The organism is Microcoleus sp. D3_18a_C4, assembly GCF_036702415.1.
Lineage (GTDB): Bacteria > Cyanobacteriota > Cyanobacteriia > Cyanobacteriales > Microcoleaceae > Microcoleus.
The window spans coordinates 1-15,655 of sequence record NZ_JAUBTI010000136.1 but is presented as its reverse complement, the minus strand read 5'-3'; the positions used below and the strand labels follow the sequence as shown (position 1 = coordinate 15,655).

At 45.4% G+C, this 15,655-nt stretch carries 9 protein-coding genes; 6 read left to right on the top strand and 3 right to left on the bottom strand.

Annotation, left to right across the window (positions count from 1 at the left end; genetic code table 11):
• Positions 1-212: 212 nt before the first annotated feature.
• Together chlG and QUB16_RS30555 are read left to right on the top strand one after the other, a co-directional pair.
• Positions 213-1,223, top strand: coding sequence for a chlorophyll synthase ChlG (gene chlG / locus QUB16_RS30560; RefSeq protein WP_333321949.1), 1,011 nt, complete (start codon positions 213-215; stop codon positions 1,221-1,223).
• Positions 1,224-1,462: 239 nt separating this feature from the next.
• A complete protein-coding gene (locus QUB16_RS30555; RefSeq protein WP_333321947.1) occupies positions 1,463-4,045 on the top strand; it encodes a penicillin-binding protein 1A in 2,583 nt (860 codons plus the stop codon).
• 23 nt (positions 4,046-4,068) lie between these two features.
• On the opposite strand, the gene QUB16_RS30550 is transcribed toward QUB16_RS30555, so the two are convergent.
• From QUB16_RS30550 to QUB16_RS30540, 3 genes are all read right to left on the bottom strand, one after another.
• Positions 4,069-5,418, bottom strand: a complete 1,350-nt coding sequence (locus QUB16_RS30550) for a 16S rRNA (cytosine(967)-C(5))-methyltransferase (protein WP_333321946.1) — start codon at positions 5,416-5,418, stop codon at positions 4,069-4,071.
• Positions 5,419-5,610: 192 nt separating this feature from the next.
• On the bottom strand, positions 5,611-6,327 hold the full coding sequence (locus QUB16_RS30545; protein ID WP_333253895.1) for a Uma2 family endonuclease: 717 nt from the start codon (positions 6,325-6,327) through the stop codon (positions 5,611-5,613).
• A 166-nt stretch (positions 6,328-6,493) separates the two neighbouring features.
• Positions 6,494-9,364 (bottom strand): tetratricopeptide repeat protein, encoded by a 2,871-nt coding sequence (locus QUB16_RS30540; RefSeq protein WP_333321944.1) that lies wholly within the window; start codon positions 9,362-9,364, stop codon positions 6,494-6,496.
• 300 nt (positions 9,365-9,664) lie between these two features.
• On the opposite strand from QUB16_RS30540, the gene QUB16_RS30535 reads away from it, so the two are divergent.
• The 4 genes from QUB16_RS30535 to QUB16_RS30520 all read left to right on the top strand — a co-directional run.
• Positions 9,665-9,967, top strand: coding sequence for a hypothetical protein (locus tag QUB16_RS30535; protein ID WP_333321942.1), 303 nt, complete (start codon positions 9,665-9,667; stop codon positions 9,965-9,967).
• Between the two features lie 96 nt (positions 9,968-10,063).
• Positions 10,064-11,503, top strand: coding sequence for a site-specific integrase (locus QUB16_RS30530; protein ID WP_333321940.1), 1,440 nt, complete (start codon positions 10,064-10,066; stop codon positions 11,501-11,503).
• A gap of 365 nt (positions 11,504-11,868) precedes the next feature.
• Positions 11,869-12,579 carry a hypothetical protein gene (locus QUB16_RS30525; RefSeq protein WP_333321939.1) on the top strand — a complete coding sequence of 237 codons (711 nt, stop codon included), beginning with the start codon at positions 11,869-11,871 and terminating at the stop codon, positions 12,577-12,579.
• Positions 12,580-13,165: 586 nt separating this feature from the next.
• Positions 13,166-15,655, top strand: a 2,490-nt coding sequence (locus QUB16_RS30520; RefSeq protein ID WP_333321937.1) for a DUF3854 domain-containing protein, incomplete at its 3' end; no start/stop codon positions are given.

The window sequence follows — 15,655 nt, the reverse complement described above, 5'->3', positions numbered from 1 at the left end:
GGAGCCGTGTGAGGTGAAAGTCTCATGCACGGTTTTGAAGACCAGCGAGACTGGTGACAGTCTCGCTGAGTTTAATATCTCTACTTTGACGCTCAGAAATCCTGTCTCAGCAAATTGACTCGTAGATCAAAGAATCTCTGTGGCTTTAGCCCGGAGAGTGTCAATGAAACGCAGAACGACACAATAGTAGCAGTACCGCTAACATCACACTTATGTCTGACTCTCCTCCCTCCCCAATCTCCCCAGAATCTGCACCGGAAAGTGCTGCTACCGAAAACCGCAGTTCCAAAACTCGGCAACTGTTGGGCATGAAAGGGGCCGCTAGCGGGGAAACTTCCATCTGGAAGATTCGCTTGCAACTGATGAAACCGATTACCTGGATTCCCCTCATTTGGGGCGTGGTGTGCGGGGCGGCGTCTTCTGGAAACTATGTTTGGAACCTAGAGAATTTCTCGATCGCAGCAGCTTGTATGTTGATGTCAGGGCCGTTGCTGACCGGGTACACTCAAACTTTGAACGATTTTTACGATCGCGACATCGACGCCATTAACGAGCCCTACCGTCCGATTCCCTCCGGGATTATCTCGATTCCCCAAGTAGTAACGCAAATTTTGGTATTATTAGCCGCTGGCATTGGGGTGGCTTATGCTCTAGACTTGTGGGCGGGTCATGAATTCCCGATAATGACTGTTTTGACTCTCGGCGGCGCGTTTCTAGCTTATATCTACTCTGCGCCCCCACTGAAACTCAAGCAGAATGGCTGGTTGGGAAATTATGCCCTGGGTGCTAGCTACATTGCCCTGCCTTGGTGGGCTGGTCAAGCTTTGTTTGGTACACTAGATCCCACGATTATGATTTTGACCCTGTTTTACAGTTTGGCAGGGCTGGGGATTGCGATCGTCAATGATTTCAAAAGTGTTGAGGGCGATCGGCAATTAGGGTTAAAATCTTTGCCAGTGATGTTTGGCATCAGCACCGCAGCTTGGATTTGCGTGTTGACGATCGACATCTTTCAAGCTGGGATTGCAGGCTACCTGATCAGCATCCACCAAAACCTTTACGCTGTCATTCTGCTGCTGCTGATAATTCCCCAAATTACTTTTCAGGATATGTACTTTTTGCGTAATCCCCTGGAAAATGATGTTAAATATCAGGCAAGTGCTCAGCCTTTCCTGGTTTTGGGTATGCTGGTAGCAGCCTTGGCACTGGGTCATGCGAGTTAAGCAGAGTTTTGAGGTTTGAGTTTAAATTTTTTTAATTCAAAAAATGTAATTCACAACTCAAAAAAATACCAAACTCTGCAGCGTTAAGAAAAGTTTTGAATTTTGAGTTGTGAATTAAAAACTTTTTAATTCAAAAAATCTAATTCAAGGCAGCGTGTTATTCAAGAAAAAATGTCGAATTAAAAATTAAGAATTTAAGAAAGCTAGCTTTTTTAATTTTTAATTTTTAATCGGACTTGATGAGGTTTGAAGGTCTGAACGTGGCAGAATTTTTCTCAAATATCAAAGATACATTGAGCAAAGTCACTAACGCAATAAGCGGTAATTCCGATCGAGAACCGCCGAAGGCTGCGAAGGGCAATAAGCTCAACTCGCCGGAATCGGAGGCGGAATTTTATACAGGGACAACGGCCCAAAGATCGGAGTATGTGGTATCAGAAGATGCTGCACCTCTAGAAGAGTCTGAATTAGAATCCGAATATTTAGAATCAGAATATTTAGAACCAGAATACGCTCGATATCCAATAGTCAACCGCAGGTGGGAAGGGTTGAGGCGCTTAATTGCTTGGTTGGAAATTGAACCTCAAGTTACCAGCTTGCAAACCAAGGGAAAAGAATTGTTGCGGCCGGGATTAAGTTTGCTGGGAACTAAATCACCCAAAAAATCGGATAGTAGCCAATTGCGGGAAAATAGCGCACCGCCGAACACCGAACTGCAGAGACATACGGAACTACAGGAAATTAGCGCACCGCAGGAAAATAGCGCACCGCAGGAAAATCCTAAAAAACGGATCTCCCGTCGCCCTAGATTTTGGATAAGTTTAGGTGTGGCCAGTATAGGCGGGGGCGCTTTAATCTACGGTTTATGGATTTTGTACACCTTAGACAAAGGTTTGCCGGATGTTAACGATTTGTCGGCCTTTAACCGCGACGGGACACTGACAATTAAGGCGGCCGATAAGACGATTTTGTTGCAGTCGGGGCCTGCAACTAGAGATAAACTCAAACTTCAAGAAATTCCCGAACTGTTGGTTAAAGCTTTTATTGCCATAGAAGACCGCCGTTTTTACCAACATCGCGGGGTGGATTATCAAGGTATTGTGCGATCGATTGTTTCTAATTTGATAGCAAGAGATTTAGTGCAGGGCGGCAGTACAATTACCCAACAATTGGCTCGCGTTGTTTTTCTCAATCAGGAAAGAAGTATTAGGCGGAAGGTTCGGGAAGCTCTTTTAGCCCAGAAAATAGAGCGGGAGTTGAGTAAAGAGCAAGTTTTAGAAAGATATTTAAATCTGGTTTATTTGGGTTCGGATGCCTACGGAGTGGCAGATGCAGCTTTGGTTTTCTTTAGCAAAAGTGTCGATAAATTAACTTTGGCAGAGATGGCAACTTTGGCGGGTTTGCCTCCGGCACCGAGCGAATATTCGCCTTTGGTTAATCCCGATATTGCTAAGAAACGCCGCAATCTTGTGCTGCAACAAATGCAGGAAGCGAAGGTAATTACAGAGGTTCAGGCGAAGGAGGCAATGGCGGAACCTATGGCGGTTAAACCAAGTCCGCCGAAGCGATTTAAAGTAGTCGCACCTTATTTTGCTAGTTACATTCGGAAGGAATTGCCGCGCTATGTTTCTCAGGATGCTTTGGAAGCTGGCGGTTTGACTGTCGAGACGACGGTGGATTTGAAGTGGCAGAAAATAGCGGAACAGGTTGTTAAAAATGCGATCGAAGTTGATGGCCGCCGTCAGGGTTTTGAACAGGCCGCTTTAGTTTCTATGGACACTAAGACTGGGGAAGTTAAGGCCCTGGTAGGAGGTGGAAATTTTAAGGAAAGTGAATTTAACCGTGCTACGCAGGCTTTGCGGCAGCCCGGATCGACGTTTAAAGGGTTGGTTTACGCAGCGGCGATGGCGGCTGGTTTTTCTCCCTATGACAGTTACGAAGACGAACCAATTATTATCGACGGCTATCAACCGAATAATTATGGCAAAAAATTTAGCGGTTGGCGATCGATCTCTGATGCTTTGACGAGTTCGGTGAATGTCGTAGCTGTGAAGGTGTTGATGGATGTGGGGTTTGAACCGGCGATAAAATTAGCCAACGATATGGGAATTAAGTCGAAATTGAGTCCGATTTATTCCCTGGCTTTGGGTTCTTCGGAGGTTAATTTGCTGGAGTTAACCAATGCTTACGGTACTTTAGCCACGCAAGGGAATTTTATTGAAGCCCACGGAATTAAGCGGGTGATTAATCAGCGGGGAGATGTGATTTATCAGGCTAATTTTAAACCGAAGCGGGTTTTGGATAAGGATAGTGCTGCGATTACTACTTGGATGTTGGAGGGTGTGGTGCAAGACGGTACGGGGGGGCCTGCGGCTTTAAACGATCGCGCTGTAGCGGGCAAAACCGGTACTTCGGAAAATGTCAGGGATTTGTGGTTTATTGGTTACATTCCACAAGTTGTGACTGGGGTGTGGCTAGGGAATGATGACAATTATCCCACCTGGGGAACTAGCGGTACGGCGGCCTATAATTGGCGCGATTTTATGAGTCAAGCTGTTAAGGGAATGCCGGTTGAGAAGTTTCCGAAGTTGCCGGAGTTGGAGGGTCGCAAACGCAGTATTAAGCCCAAACCGGTGGAGCCTAAGAGGATTATTCGGGGGATGATTGTGAATGAGGATGGTGCGATCGTACCGTACAATCCTAATCCTGAACCGAAGTATTACCCACCGCAAGAGCCGGCTTATCAAGAACCGGCTTATGAAGAGCCAGCTTATCAAGAGCCGGCTTATGAAGAGCCAGCTTATCAAGAACCGGCTTATTAAACTATCGGTTTGCAGTAAGGACTTTACTCGTTTTTCAATTGCTTTAGCCTCACCATAAAAAAGCCGTCCATGTGATGTCTGTGCGGCCACACTTTCACCCATCCTTCGGGTGATGGCTGTACGGGTAAATCAATTGTTGGCGGTTCTATTTGCCAGTGAGGATTGTTGTCTAAGAACGATCGAATAACTGTTTCATTTTCCAAGGGATGAATTGTGCAAGTTGCATAAACTAATACGCCGCCGGATTTGACAAATGTCGCTGCATTTGCTAACAATTCCGATTGCAGTTGAGATTGTTGTTGAATGTTTTCGGGCGTGTGATGCCAGCGGGCGTCGGCGCGGCGGTGGAGGGTTCCGAGGCCGGAACAAGGTGCGTCTAGTAAAACTCTGTCTGCGAGGTTAACAAACTCTGGGAAATGGCGGCTGTCTCCGGTATGAATTTTAATGGATTTCATCTGGAGTCTGTCTGCATTTTCTTTAAGTTTTTTGAGTCTGCTGGCGGTTTTGTCGCAGGCATAAATTGTGCCTGTATCCTGCATTAATTCGGCGCTGTGGGTGGTTTTTCCCCCCGGCGCGGCGCAGGCGTCGATGATAGTTTCCCCTGGCTGGGGCGCTAGTAAATGGGTGACTAATTGAGCGCTGCTGTCTTGGATTGTCCACCAACCTTCGCTGTATCCGGGGAGGTTTTGAATTGCGCCGATGCTGCCATTTAGTCTTAATGCTTGGGGCAAGTGAGGGATTCTGCTAGTTGAGATGTTGTGGGATTTGAAGGCAGCTTCGATTTCGGCGATCGAGCTTTTTAAGGGATTGATTCTCAGGTCAATTGTGGGGGATTGGTTGAACCATTCACAGAGTTGTTCGGTTTCGGTTTCGCCTATTTGTTCGATCCACAATTTTACCAGCCATTCGGGGAAGCTGTGCAGAATTCCTAGGCGTTCGACGGTTGATTTATAATTCGTAACTGTTAATGGGTTTAAGTTGTTATCTGTTAAACGGATGTATTGGCGCAACAAACCGTTGACAAAACTGCTGAGTCCTGAAAATCCGTTTTCTTTTGCTAGTTGAACGGTGGTGTTGACGGCGGCGGATGGGGGAATCTGGTTGAGATATTCGAGTTGATATAACCCTATATGTAGGATGGTGCGGAGTTCTGGCGGTTGTTGGGAGGATTTCTTTGTTGCTAGTTTGTCGATGATGAAGTCGATCGATCGCATTCTCCTGACGCTACCGTAAACTAATTCTGTCACTAAACGCCGATCGAGGTCGTTGAGTTGAGAATTGCTGAAAGCGCGATCGAGTGCGGCATCTGCGAATGCACCGCGGCGGTGGACTTCGCGGAGTGCGAGAAAGGCTATTTGGCGGGGATTTTGCATAGTTGGTTGCTGATATGTCAAGTTATTATAGGTTGTCTGAGGATTGAAAATAAAAAATAGAAATCACGGCGATTGAAATCGCATCTATACAAACAAAGATAAGACGGCGATTGAAATCGCGCCTATACAAACGATGTCCGCCCCTGCGGACGGAAGAAAATAACCCGGTTTTAACCGCCCGGTCTTTTTTGTTCAAATTTCGTCGGGATTGATGCCCATTTCTCGCAATTTCTCGGATAGGCGATCGGCTTTTTGCTGTGCTAACTCTTTATCTTGCCGTTCTTGTTCCATTTGTTGCTGTGTTAGTTCCATTTGTCGCTGTGCTGATTCCTGTTGTCTTGACAACTCCACATAAGACAAAAACTTCTGTCCATCAGGCCGATAAATTTCCAAGTCTCCCGATGCAGTTTGAAAACGGATCTGCAAACGCGGACTCACCCAACCATCCATTAATTCAATATAGTTGAGTTTTCCATCAGAACGCAGCCAACCAATTAATTCATTATCCTCTGGACTGTAGACATAATATTCTTCGACTCCATAATCCTGGTAGAAATTAAACAGCTTAAACAGTGCTCCGATTCGATTTCCCGGCGAGAGGATTTCAAAGACCACTTGCGGGGCGATATTATCTTCAAGCCACTGTTGGTAGGAACCTCTGTAACCTTTCGGCCTGCCAAACACTACCATCGTATCAGGTGCTTGGCGAGTTTTGTTATCTCCTTCCACGGGATACCACAGCAAATCACCTGCTACAAAGACATTTTCGTTGTCTTTGTATAAGGCATCTATTCCGCCTTGAATGGTGACAATTAGTTCAAACTGTTTGGTATTGTCTGACATGGGTTTGCCGTCGCTGTCTGGGTAGATGATTTCTGCTGAGGTTTTAGTTGGAATTGTTGCGGTCATGGGGATGAGTCCTTTGCTAGTATCATCAATTTCTATTTTAGATCGATTTTATAGGACTTACCCAGGGGGCCCAGAAACCGGGTTTTTCACGAAAAGACTTCGTTGCAATCGGCAGATTAGGTAAAAAACCCGGTTTCTTGGTCGGAGTGCGTAAGTCCTGTTTTACTTATTCTGGTTTTCTTGACACCAATGGTTCTAATAAATTGCGTTCTTCAATGGCAAGTTCTAGCAAAACTCGTCTGTCGCCCTTGGTTTCCTTATAGCGGACTGCCGCATTCAGCAGGCGGATGGGAATTTGGAATTGTTCGTAGTTGCTGGTTAGTTCTTGCCACAATTCTAACCAAGTGCGTGCGGCTTTGTCGCTTACCATTTCTGACATTAGCGCGGGGATGTTTCGCACAATTCCATTTCCTAAGATTGAGAGATATTCGTGTTTTTCGTAAACTGCAATTAGGCTGATGATGCGAGGTTTAGTTATCGGCTGGTGCGTGTTTGCGAATAGGTTGCGGGTAATTAAATTGGCATCTTCAGAACTAACTTCCTCGTCTGATTCAATGCGTTGGAATGCGTCGTCTAAGGCGGCGATGCCTTCATCCCACCGATTTAATCCGAGAATGACAATGGCGCGATGGAAGAAGACATATGAATATCGATCGCCAAGTTCGATCGCTCGATCGTAAGATACTAATGCTTCATCATAGCGTTTGAGGCTCTTGAGTACAAGGGCTCGTAAAACCCAAACATCCCGATCATTTTCGCCAAGTTCGATCGCCCGATCGTAAGATACTAAGGCTTCTTCATAACGTTTGAGTGTATCGAGTAAAAGACCTCGAAGAAACCAAACCAACTGATAATTGGCATCAAGTTCGATCGCTTTGTCGTAAGCTTCTAAAGCTTCATCATAGCGTTTGAGGTTGTTGAGTACATCGCCTCGGATACCCCAATACCAATGATTATTATGGTCACTTTCGATAGTTTTGTCGTAAGCTTCTAAAGCTTCATCATAGCGTTTGAGGTTGTTGAGTACATTGCCTCGTAAAAGCCAAGCCGACTGATCATTGGGGTCAATCGTGATTACCCTATCAACGGATTCTAAGGCTTCATCGTAGCGTTTGAGATTGTTGAGTACATTGCTTCGGATACGCCAAGCTAACTTATAATTGGCATCAAGTTCGATTACCCTATCAAAAGATTCTAAGGCTTCATCGTAGCGTTTGAGGTTGTTGAGTACATTGCCTCGTATAAGCCACATCTCCTCATAATTGGCACCCTGTTCGATTGCCCGCTCAAAGGATGCTAAAGCTTCATCATAGCGTTGGAGATTATCGAGTACATAGCTTCGTAAAGCCCAAATAGATTGATAATTAGCCTCTAATTCAAGCGCCCGATCGAAAGATGCTAAAGCATCATCGTAGCGTTTGAGGTTGTAGAGTAAATTGCCTCGTAAAACCAAAGCTGACAAATCGTTAGGGTCAAGCTCTATCGCCCTATCAAAGGATTCTAATGCTTCATCGTAGCGTTCGAGATTCTGCAAGCAACGGGCTTTTTCTAACCAGTCCCCTGCCTTACCGCGAATTCCTACCAGTTTATTTGCTAGATTCAAAGCCGAAACATGGTCTTTCTTCTCTCTGCAATTTTTAATTTCCCGCACGCAAGCTGCCACGCGAGAGTCTTCACAATCATCTGTTTCCCTTGCCTGAAGGGCACGCAGCAGATATTCTAGCTCGATGACAGCATTAGGCGGTAGTGTTTCCCGATTTAGCTGATACTTCAAATAACTTTTTTCCGAGCTATTATCAACTAGCTCTTTCCCGATCGCAGCAAATCCAACTCCCAAGCGATCCAATCGCTGTTTCAGCTCTTCTTGCGTGTACCACAAACGCAAAAAATCCACAATTAAACTAATCGGCTCGCCCCGATGCTTCTTCACATCCATGCAAAAGCGCATCAGCACTTCTTGAAGTTCATAATACGACTCGCGCCCGATCGACTCGCTCGTCACATAACCCATTCCCGACAGTTGTTTGAGTTGGCTGGATGCTGTCTGATGCGTCATAAAACAGCGTTGGGCAATCTCTTTAACCATCACAGCCCCGCGCCGATCGCACAAAAATTCAACTATCTTTCTTTGCTGCGGCGAAAGCCACGCCATCCGGGCCTGATAGTAGGGCGTCAATTCATCTAGGGTTTGCAAAAACGGTTTTACCAGTCGATCCAGCGAGTCGCGAGTCAGAAATTCCGCAAAAATCATATAAACGCGGTGGTTGCCGCCAGCCAAGTGATGGATTGCTTCAATTCGAGAACGTCCCGTTGGCGTTTCTATGAATAACTCTAGTTCTTTGTTGTCCTCTAATTGAGCGATATTTTTCAATAACCCGACAACTTGATCTAACTTCAGCTTTTCTAAATAGTGGCGATTGAAAAACTCGTAGAATGGCGCTTTTTTATTGTCGATTCCTTTGAATAAATGCTGAGAGGTGGCGAAAATCGTACAGAAAGGATAACTTTCTAAATAGTCTCGGAATTGCTGCTGCCCGCTGTCGGCCAACCCTTCAAACAAGTCATCCAGATTTTCTACAAGTAAAAGGAGAGTGCGATCGCCCGCAAAATCTTTCAGCAATTCTGCTGCTGTCTGTTGAGCGCTATCGGGCGATTCACCGTAAAGCGATTCTACCCGATCGAACAATTCAGCCTTGTATTCAGCCGGATATTCTGATTGGAGCGATCGCAAAATTCGCAGGAGCAAATCGAGAAACGACGTGACGCCCCACTCTTCCTCCCGCAACCAAGCAATCAGCACTTTTTCCCGCAAATCCTCCATTTTGGAAACGCGGTGATACATTAGCGAGACTAAGTGCGTCTTCCCAATACCTCGCATCCCAATCAATAGGTGATGCTGCTCGATCGGCTTGAGGATGCTCAACCGGATTGACTCGACTAGCTCGTTTGCCAAATCGTGACGCTGCACCAACATCTCCTCTAAATCTTCGTGCTTCATCAGACTGGGCGTGAAGCGAGAGACAAGTGTACCTTTCATACTGTCAACCCCCTGGATAGTAACTGGGAACGAGAAATTCTGGTCGAGCCGTTTTCCATGAAATGCTTGTTATACAAGGCTTTTAAGGTTAGTACGTCTAATTTACCATATATTTAAAAAATGTACGTTATTTGTATTGTATATTTTTAAAAGCAGTGTTAGACTGCCCTTAACAAGCAAACAAGCGCCCCTAGCTGTAACTAGAGACGCTTTCGATCGCTTATCAGTTTTCGGGAGCCACTGGGTGCAACCAGTAGGACTCTCATGTTGTTTATGGTCTATATAGACCGAGGATTTCTCATGACTAATTATAACAGCGAACAGCTCAATCTGTTCACCCAGCCGATCGCAGTTTTGGTGGAAATGGGCTGCACTGTTGAACGTGCCGCCGAATATACCAAATGCTCAAAAAGCTCAATCTACGATCGGCTAAGGAAAAATAAACCGTATCTGCGGCAGGTTCCCACAGGTACGTGGCAAATTTACTCTACAGGCAAAAAAGATGGCTCAATTCTTGTGAATGTTGCCTTCATTTATTCTCCGAAAGATAAGTGTTGTCGAATAAAGTTCGATGCTATTCTAAATGTTAGGCGGCTAACTTAGGCGGCTAACAAAAAACAAACACACAAGTGCAGGAATCTAGAATCCGTCTAGAAAACACAGAACCTTGATAAATCAATAGTTTCAGGAGAAACAACCATGAGAAGCGACAAACGTCCTCAACAGTCTTGTGATGTAAGCGTTACTGCTGACGGCAATTCTTTGCGGTTAGCGTTCCCTAAGCGTCACACACCGTTGTGGGAACAGTTAAAGGGTAAATCACTCAAGGGTAAGCCTAACTACCTGTACCTGACTAAGTACGGCTTTAGTGCTGACAACCCAGAAGATTGGAAACGAGCTACCCAGCTAGCAATAGCAATGGAATCCGACCTTGACCATCCTGAGTGGGACAAGTTATTTGATCCGACACTTGTCAAGTACGGCTTAGGGGGCGGTAAATACGCCAAGTTGGCTGACGTGCTGCAACTACCAGGTACTAAACAGCCTGAACCCGAAATTACTGTAGGGGAGATGTGGGAAGCGTACCTTGAATGGAAAAAAACCGTTGTAGAGGAAACGACGTTTAAAGAGGCGTTCACTACGCTATCTAATGCAATACACGGTAAAGTATGGGACAGAAAAAACAATAGCTACGTACAGTCTGATCGTGATTTGTCAACTGTTTCTTTAAGCGATAAAGTTAAAATCACAATCACAATTGAAGAGATAAAGATTTACGCAAAACAATATCTCCTAAGTCAACTGAATCGAGCATTTGATTTTTGTAAAACTAAAGGGATGCTGGTTAACGTAACTACTGAAAACCCTTTTACACTTGACAAGTTCAGTGTACCCGATGTTACAACACAACAAAAGTATGCACCTAAAATAGTAAACGGGGAGGAAAAACAATGGCATGAAGTCTTAGACGAAAAAGAGCTTGAGAATGATAGACGTGCTTTTACTAGAGAAGAGCGTGACATCATTATCAAGGCTTTTTATGAATCTGACAAAGCAAGTGACAGAGTTTATGCACCCTTAATTGAATTTTACTTTTTAACTGGGTGTAGAACTTCCGAAGCAATTCCCCTTATTTGGAAAGATATCGATTTAGAAAAAAATCTAATTCGATTTAGCAAGTCACTAGGCAAGTCAACACAGAAAGTAAAAGAGACTAAGACAGGTGAGGCAAGGTTTTTCTATTTTAGCAATACTTCTCGATTGAGAGAGCTATTGCTAAAACTAAAAAGTGAAAGTTCAAGTGAGATAGTTTTTCCTAGCAAGCGCGGGAAATATCACAGCCAGTCTAGTATCGGTAAAAGGTGGCTAGGCTATACATTAAACAATGTTTCGGGAGATGGGACTGTAACTGAATACCACTATCCTGGTATAGTTACTCAATTAGTGGAAGAAGGTAAGATTTCAGGGTATCTAGCCCAATATCATACCCGACATACTTACATAACCCTTACAGCGCACGCTAACAAGCACAACAATAATGCACTGTTACTAATAGCTACTTCTTGCGGCAACAGTGTTGACGTGATTCTCAGGCATTACTTGGGATTGAGTGAAGCAGATGTGATAGTAGAAGTCTAACCCCTACCCTATTCACTCACCCAGTACCGACCGCCCCCTAAAAAGGGCGGTTTTTTATTGGGCGGTTTTTTATTGGGCGGTTTTTTTTGGCAGTACGATCGCACGGCACGGCAACCGGAAACCTTCAATCGAGTTATGTGCATGATGTGAGTGAGAGTACTTGCTAGTATCTGTGTGTATTTCTGATGTTAGCCGCCTAACTTAGGCGGCTAAGAGTAAAAATAGATTGAATATGGCTGATTTTAAGGGTTGACTTAAAGTGACTTTTGGTGCGATCGTCATAAATAGAGAAAGCAACACAGCCACCGGGTTGCACCCCGATGACTGCTGTTTTCTCAATTGGGTAAACAATTGAGAATATTATTATGTCACAACACTCCGCTCCACATACCCCGCGATCGTACTTCTTAACTTACACCTGGGACAAGCCGCTTTCCCTTCAGTGGTATCGCGAAAGTGTATTTGATGGCATCGACCACAACGAAGCATTTTTGAGCCTGTGGATGGTTAAAGATGTTAAATGGCTTGATTACTACCAGGCCCCCGTGCTACTACCCGAACAGTGCGATAGCCTGTATGGTGCGACACCCCGCACTACAGACAAGCTTATCCGCTACTTTGGGGGAGAATTAAAGGGGGATGGCATGATTCAGTGTCCAGAAATTTTTTCGGTAGATAGCGAGGAAGCCCTGGGTCTGTGCTGGATAGGTAGACCATCCACCAATTACCTATTGCCCCCACGGGCCGTACTTAAGCTAGCTTGCTTTATGCCAGCCACGCAGAATGTGCTACTGACACTCAGCATTATCAGTCAAGCCGCCGACCCGGTATATGCACCCCTGAGTACCGAGGTTCGGATGAGCCAACATTCTCGAAGTGTCAAAGAGCGGCTGGCTCCGAAAGACAGAGAGGTAATGAAGCGGGAGGCACGGGAACGGGGGATATACCTGTACGCCAAACACTTTGGGGATTTGGATAGTGGCATCACTTGGAAGCGACTACTTACCCACTACGAACGTGGGGGTCAGTTCCCCCCCACGCGACTGGAACTTAATGACTTGTTGATTGAGTTTTAAGCTGCGATCGGTAGGCACGGAAAGTAAAAAGCTAGAATCACACTATGCAGATGATGTGACTCTAGCTTTTCTTTTTGCCTTCATTTTTTATCACGGCCGCCTATCACGGGCGGCTATTATTGGCGGCTATGACTGGAAAAGGACTTACTTACTTAAGCGCCTGTTATACAAAGTAAGGAAAATGCGTCTTGTGTATAAATATTTGTGAGATTCAGTATAAATTTTTCTCGCTTTGTATAGACTTTAATATACGAGAAAATATTCCTAGACCTATAGGGGTTCGAGAAGAAGTATAGCGTTGTATAGCAATTATTTGTGGGATATTTGCCATCTGGCTGTAGGTTATAATTCCAACAGCAGAATTTGCCCGCCTGCACCCGCAGGCAAAAAAAAAGTTCCCGCTATCTCCGTGAAGAGACAGGCAAGAAACTCAATAAACCTTGATCAGAACCTTAACTTATTTCCTAGACTTTTTCTAGCAATTTTCTAGAAAGTCCCCTTGCCGGAAGGGTATATCACGGCTATTGCCTCAACTCACTAACACCAGGGATAGCGGTTATCCACCCTTACAAAAGGAACAACCGCTATGGATAGTGTATCATCAATTTCTCAAACTGTTGCTACTACCCGCAACGAATCTTTACTTAGTGCCGCTGACAAAGACTATTTAAGAAGTGAGCGCAAACTTCCCCTTGATTGGATATACGCAAATTGTGGGAGCGCGGATATCCCGAAAGCCACGGTATTACTGGGATATGAGGCAAAATCACCCTGCATAGTTTTCTACTCTGATAACATCGAACAACTGCAACTGCGGCCCCTTGCGCCGTGGCCATCAAAGGACGGAAAGCTTCCAAAATACCGCACCCCTAAAGGTGAATATGACGCTTTCCTTGCCAATCATCCAGAAATCGAAGCGTACTGGACTGATTTAGAGGCTCTTAAAGCCCGATGCTTCACCATTAACGGCAAACCTTATCTACTCATCACTGAAGGCTGCATAAAAGCGATTACAGGCTGTATGCACGGCATTCCAACGGTAGCACTAATGGGGATAGATATGGGATTAACCCCAAAAGCAAAAGGTGAACCCGATTTAGTCCCGGCATTGAAACGATTAGCTGAAGCGGGTTTTAACTTTATCATCTCTTATGATTCCGATCCACCTGAGAACGTGGAAACCATAAAGAATGTTCGCCGTGCAGAAACAAAGCTCGCTAAATTCCTGAAAGCCTATGGCTGCGAGGTACTATCAGTCACGGGTAAATGGGCATCAGAGGACGGTAAAGGGATGGATGATTTTATCAACAACAAGGGGATTGAAGCTTTCAGGGCAATTCTGATAAAAGCTGATAGCGCTATCGAATCGCATGACAGAGGCGATACCCGTTCGCTAGTCAAAGGCAAAAAACCACCGACACCCCGCGAAATTGCGGCAGAGTTGGCTGAAGAGTATCGCCCTCATTGGAAATACCATGAACAACAGCAAACATGGCGGGGATGGACTGGCAAGTGTTGGGAAAAGATAAAACCGGGCCCGTTTAAAAGCCTGATTGTTACTACGCTGGATGCAAAGGGCATCAACTACAGCGGGATTGAGTACGTTAACAACGTTGTAGAGATGCTTAAGTGCTACCTGCGAGAAGTTTACTGGCAGACGTGGGATAAGTCCCGATACGTCAATTTTGAGAACTGCGTACTTGACGGCGATACCCTTGAAACCTTGCCACACTCACCCGGCATGGGATTTACTTCCTATTTACCCTTTCCCTACCAGCCACTAACAGGCGATTTAAGCGCACCGCTGGAAGCACTAAAGGTAAATTGCCCTAATATTAACCAATTCTTTCAGACGGCGATGCAGGGTGATGCCAAGAAAATATTCAAGCTACTGGCAATCATCAACAGTTGCCTCCGGTTTAGCTTTTACGGATATCAGCAGTTTGTTCACTTTATAGGGGTTCCGGGTTCCGGTAAGGGTACTTGCGCCCGGTTAATGGAAAAAATCGTAGGTAAGGGCAATAGCCAACCTTGCAACCTCGACAGCCTGAAAGACGGATCAACCTTAGCTAGCATCATTGACAAGCAATTAGTAGTTTTTGGCGATGAACGTAAGCCCGTGGGTGTTGACAGCATTCTCCGACTAACTGGTGGGGATAACGTCAACTATCGGGAAGTGTACCAGCCAGCGGCAAACTCCCATTTTTACGGACTACTGCTTATCTGTGATCCTATCTTCATGGGAAACACTACCGGGCTAGAGCGGCGCTTGTGTCTGGTTAATTTTGAAAATGCCATCCCCAAACACCTGCGAAACTCCGAGATGGAAGCCACATTTGACGGTGAGATTGCCTCGTTAATCGCGATCGCACTTTCACTCCCCAGTAGTGAAGTGAAGCAGGCGATTCAGGGTATCGGCGACGCTGAGATTGCAGATTTCAAGGCTGCTGAATGGGATATGAAGGTACGGATGGACAGCTTGGCCGCTTTCTTTGAGATGGAGCTAATTGTCGAGGATGGAACATCAATCCGTGCGGGCGACCTGTTTGACAGTTATAAAGATTTTTGTGAGGAAATTAAAAAACCTGCGATGAGCCTGACAACTTTTTCGCCGGGTCTAGAGAAACTTTGCGCCGAACTGCACCTGCCAGTCGTTCGCGATCGGAGTGGCCGGCACGTCACTTTTGTCGGTTTAAGGTTGAGGGGTAAAAATGACTACCACCTCACCTATTCCCAACAACTAGCACCGCTTTGCAGGACTTCTGACAGCACTTGCAGCACTTCTGCAGGACTTAGTGCAGGACTTCCGCTCATACAGAGTATAGGTTTGCAGGACTTGCAGGACTTATCCCCAAACATTTTGGCAGAAAGTGAAAACACCGAAAAAACAAAAAGTGTAGGTCAGGAAAAACAGGAAAAACTAGAAGTAAAGGAAGTTACCCAATTAAGTCCTGCAAGTCCTGCAAACCCTTTACAAGACAAGGGTTTAAGTCCTGCACTAAGTCCTGCACTAAGTCCTGCACTAAGTCCTGCACTAAGTCCTGCAAATATGCAAACCGCCGCCAACAGACAGCGG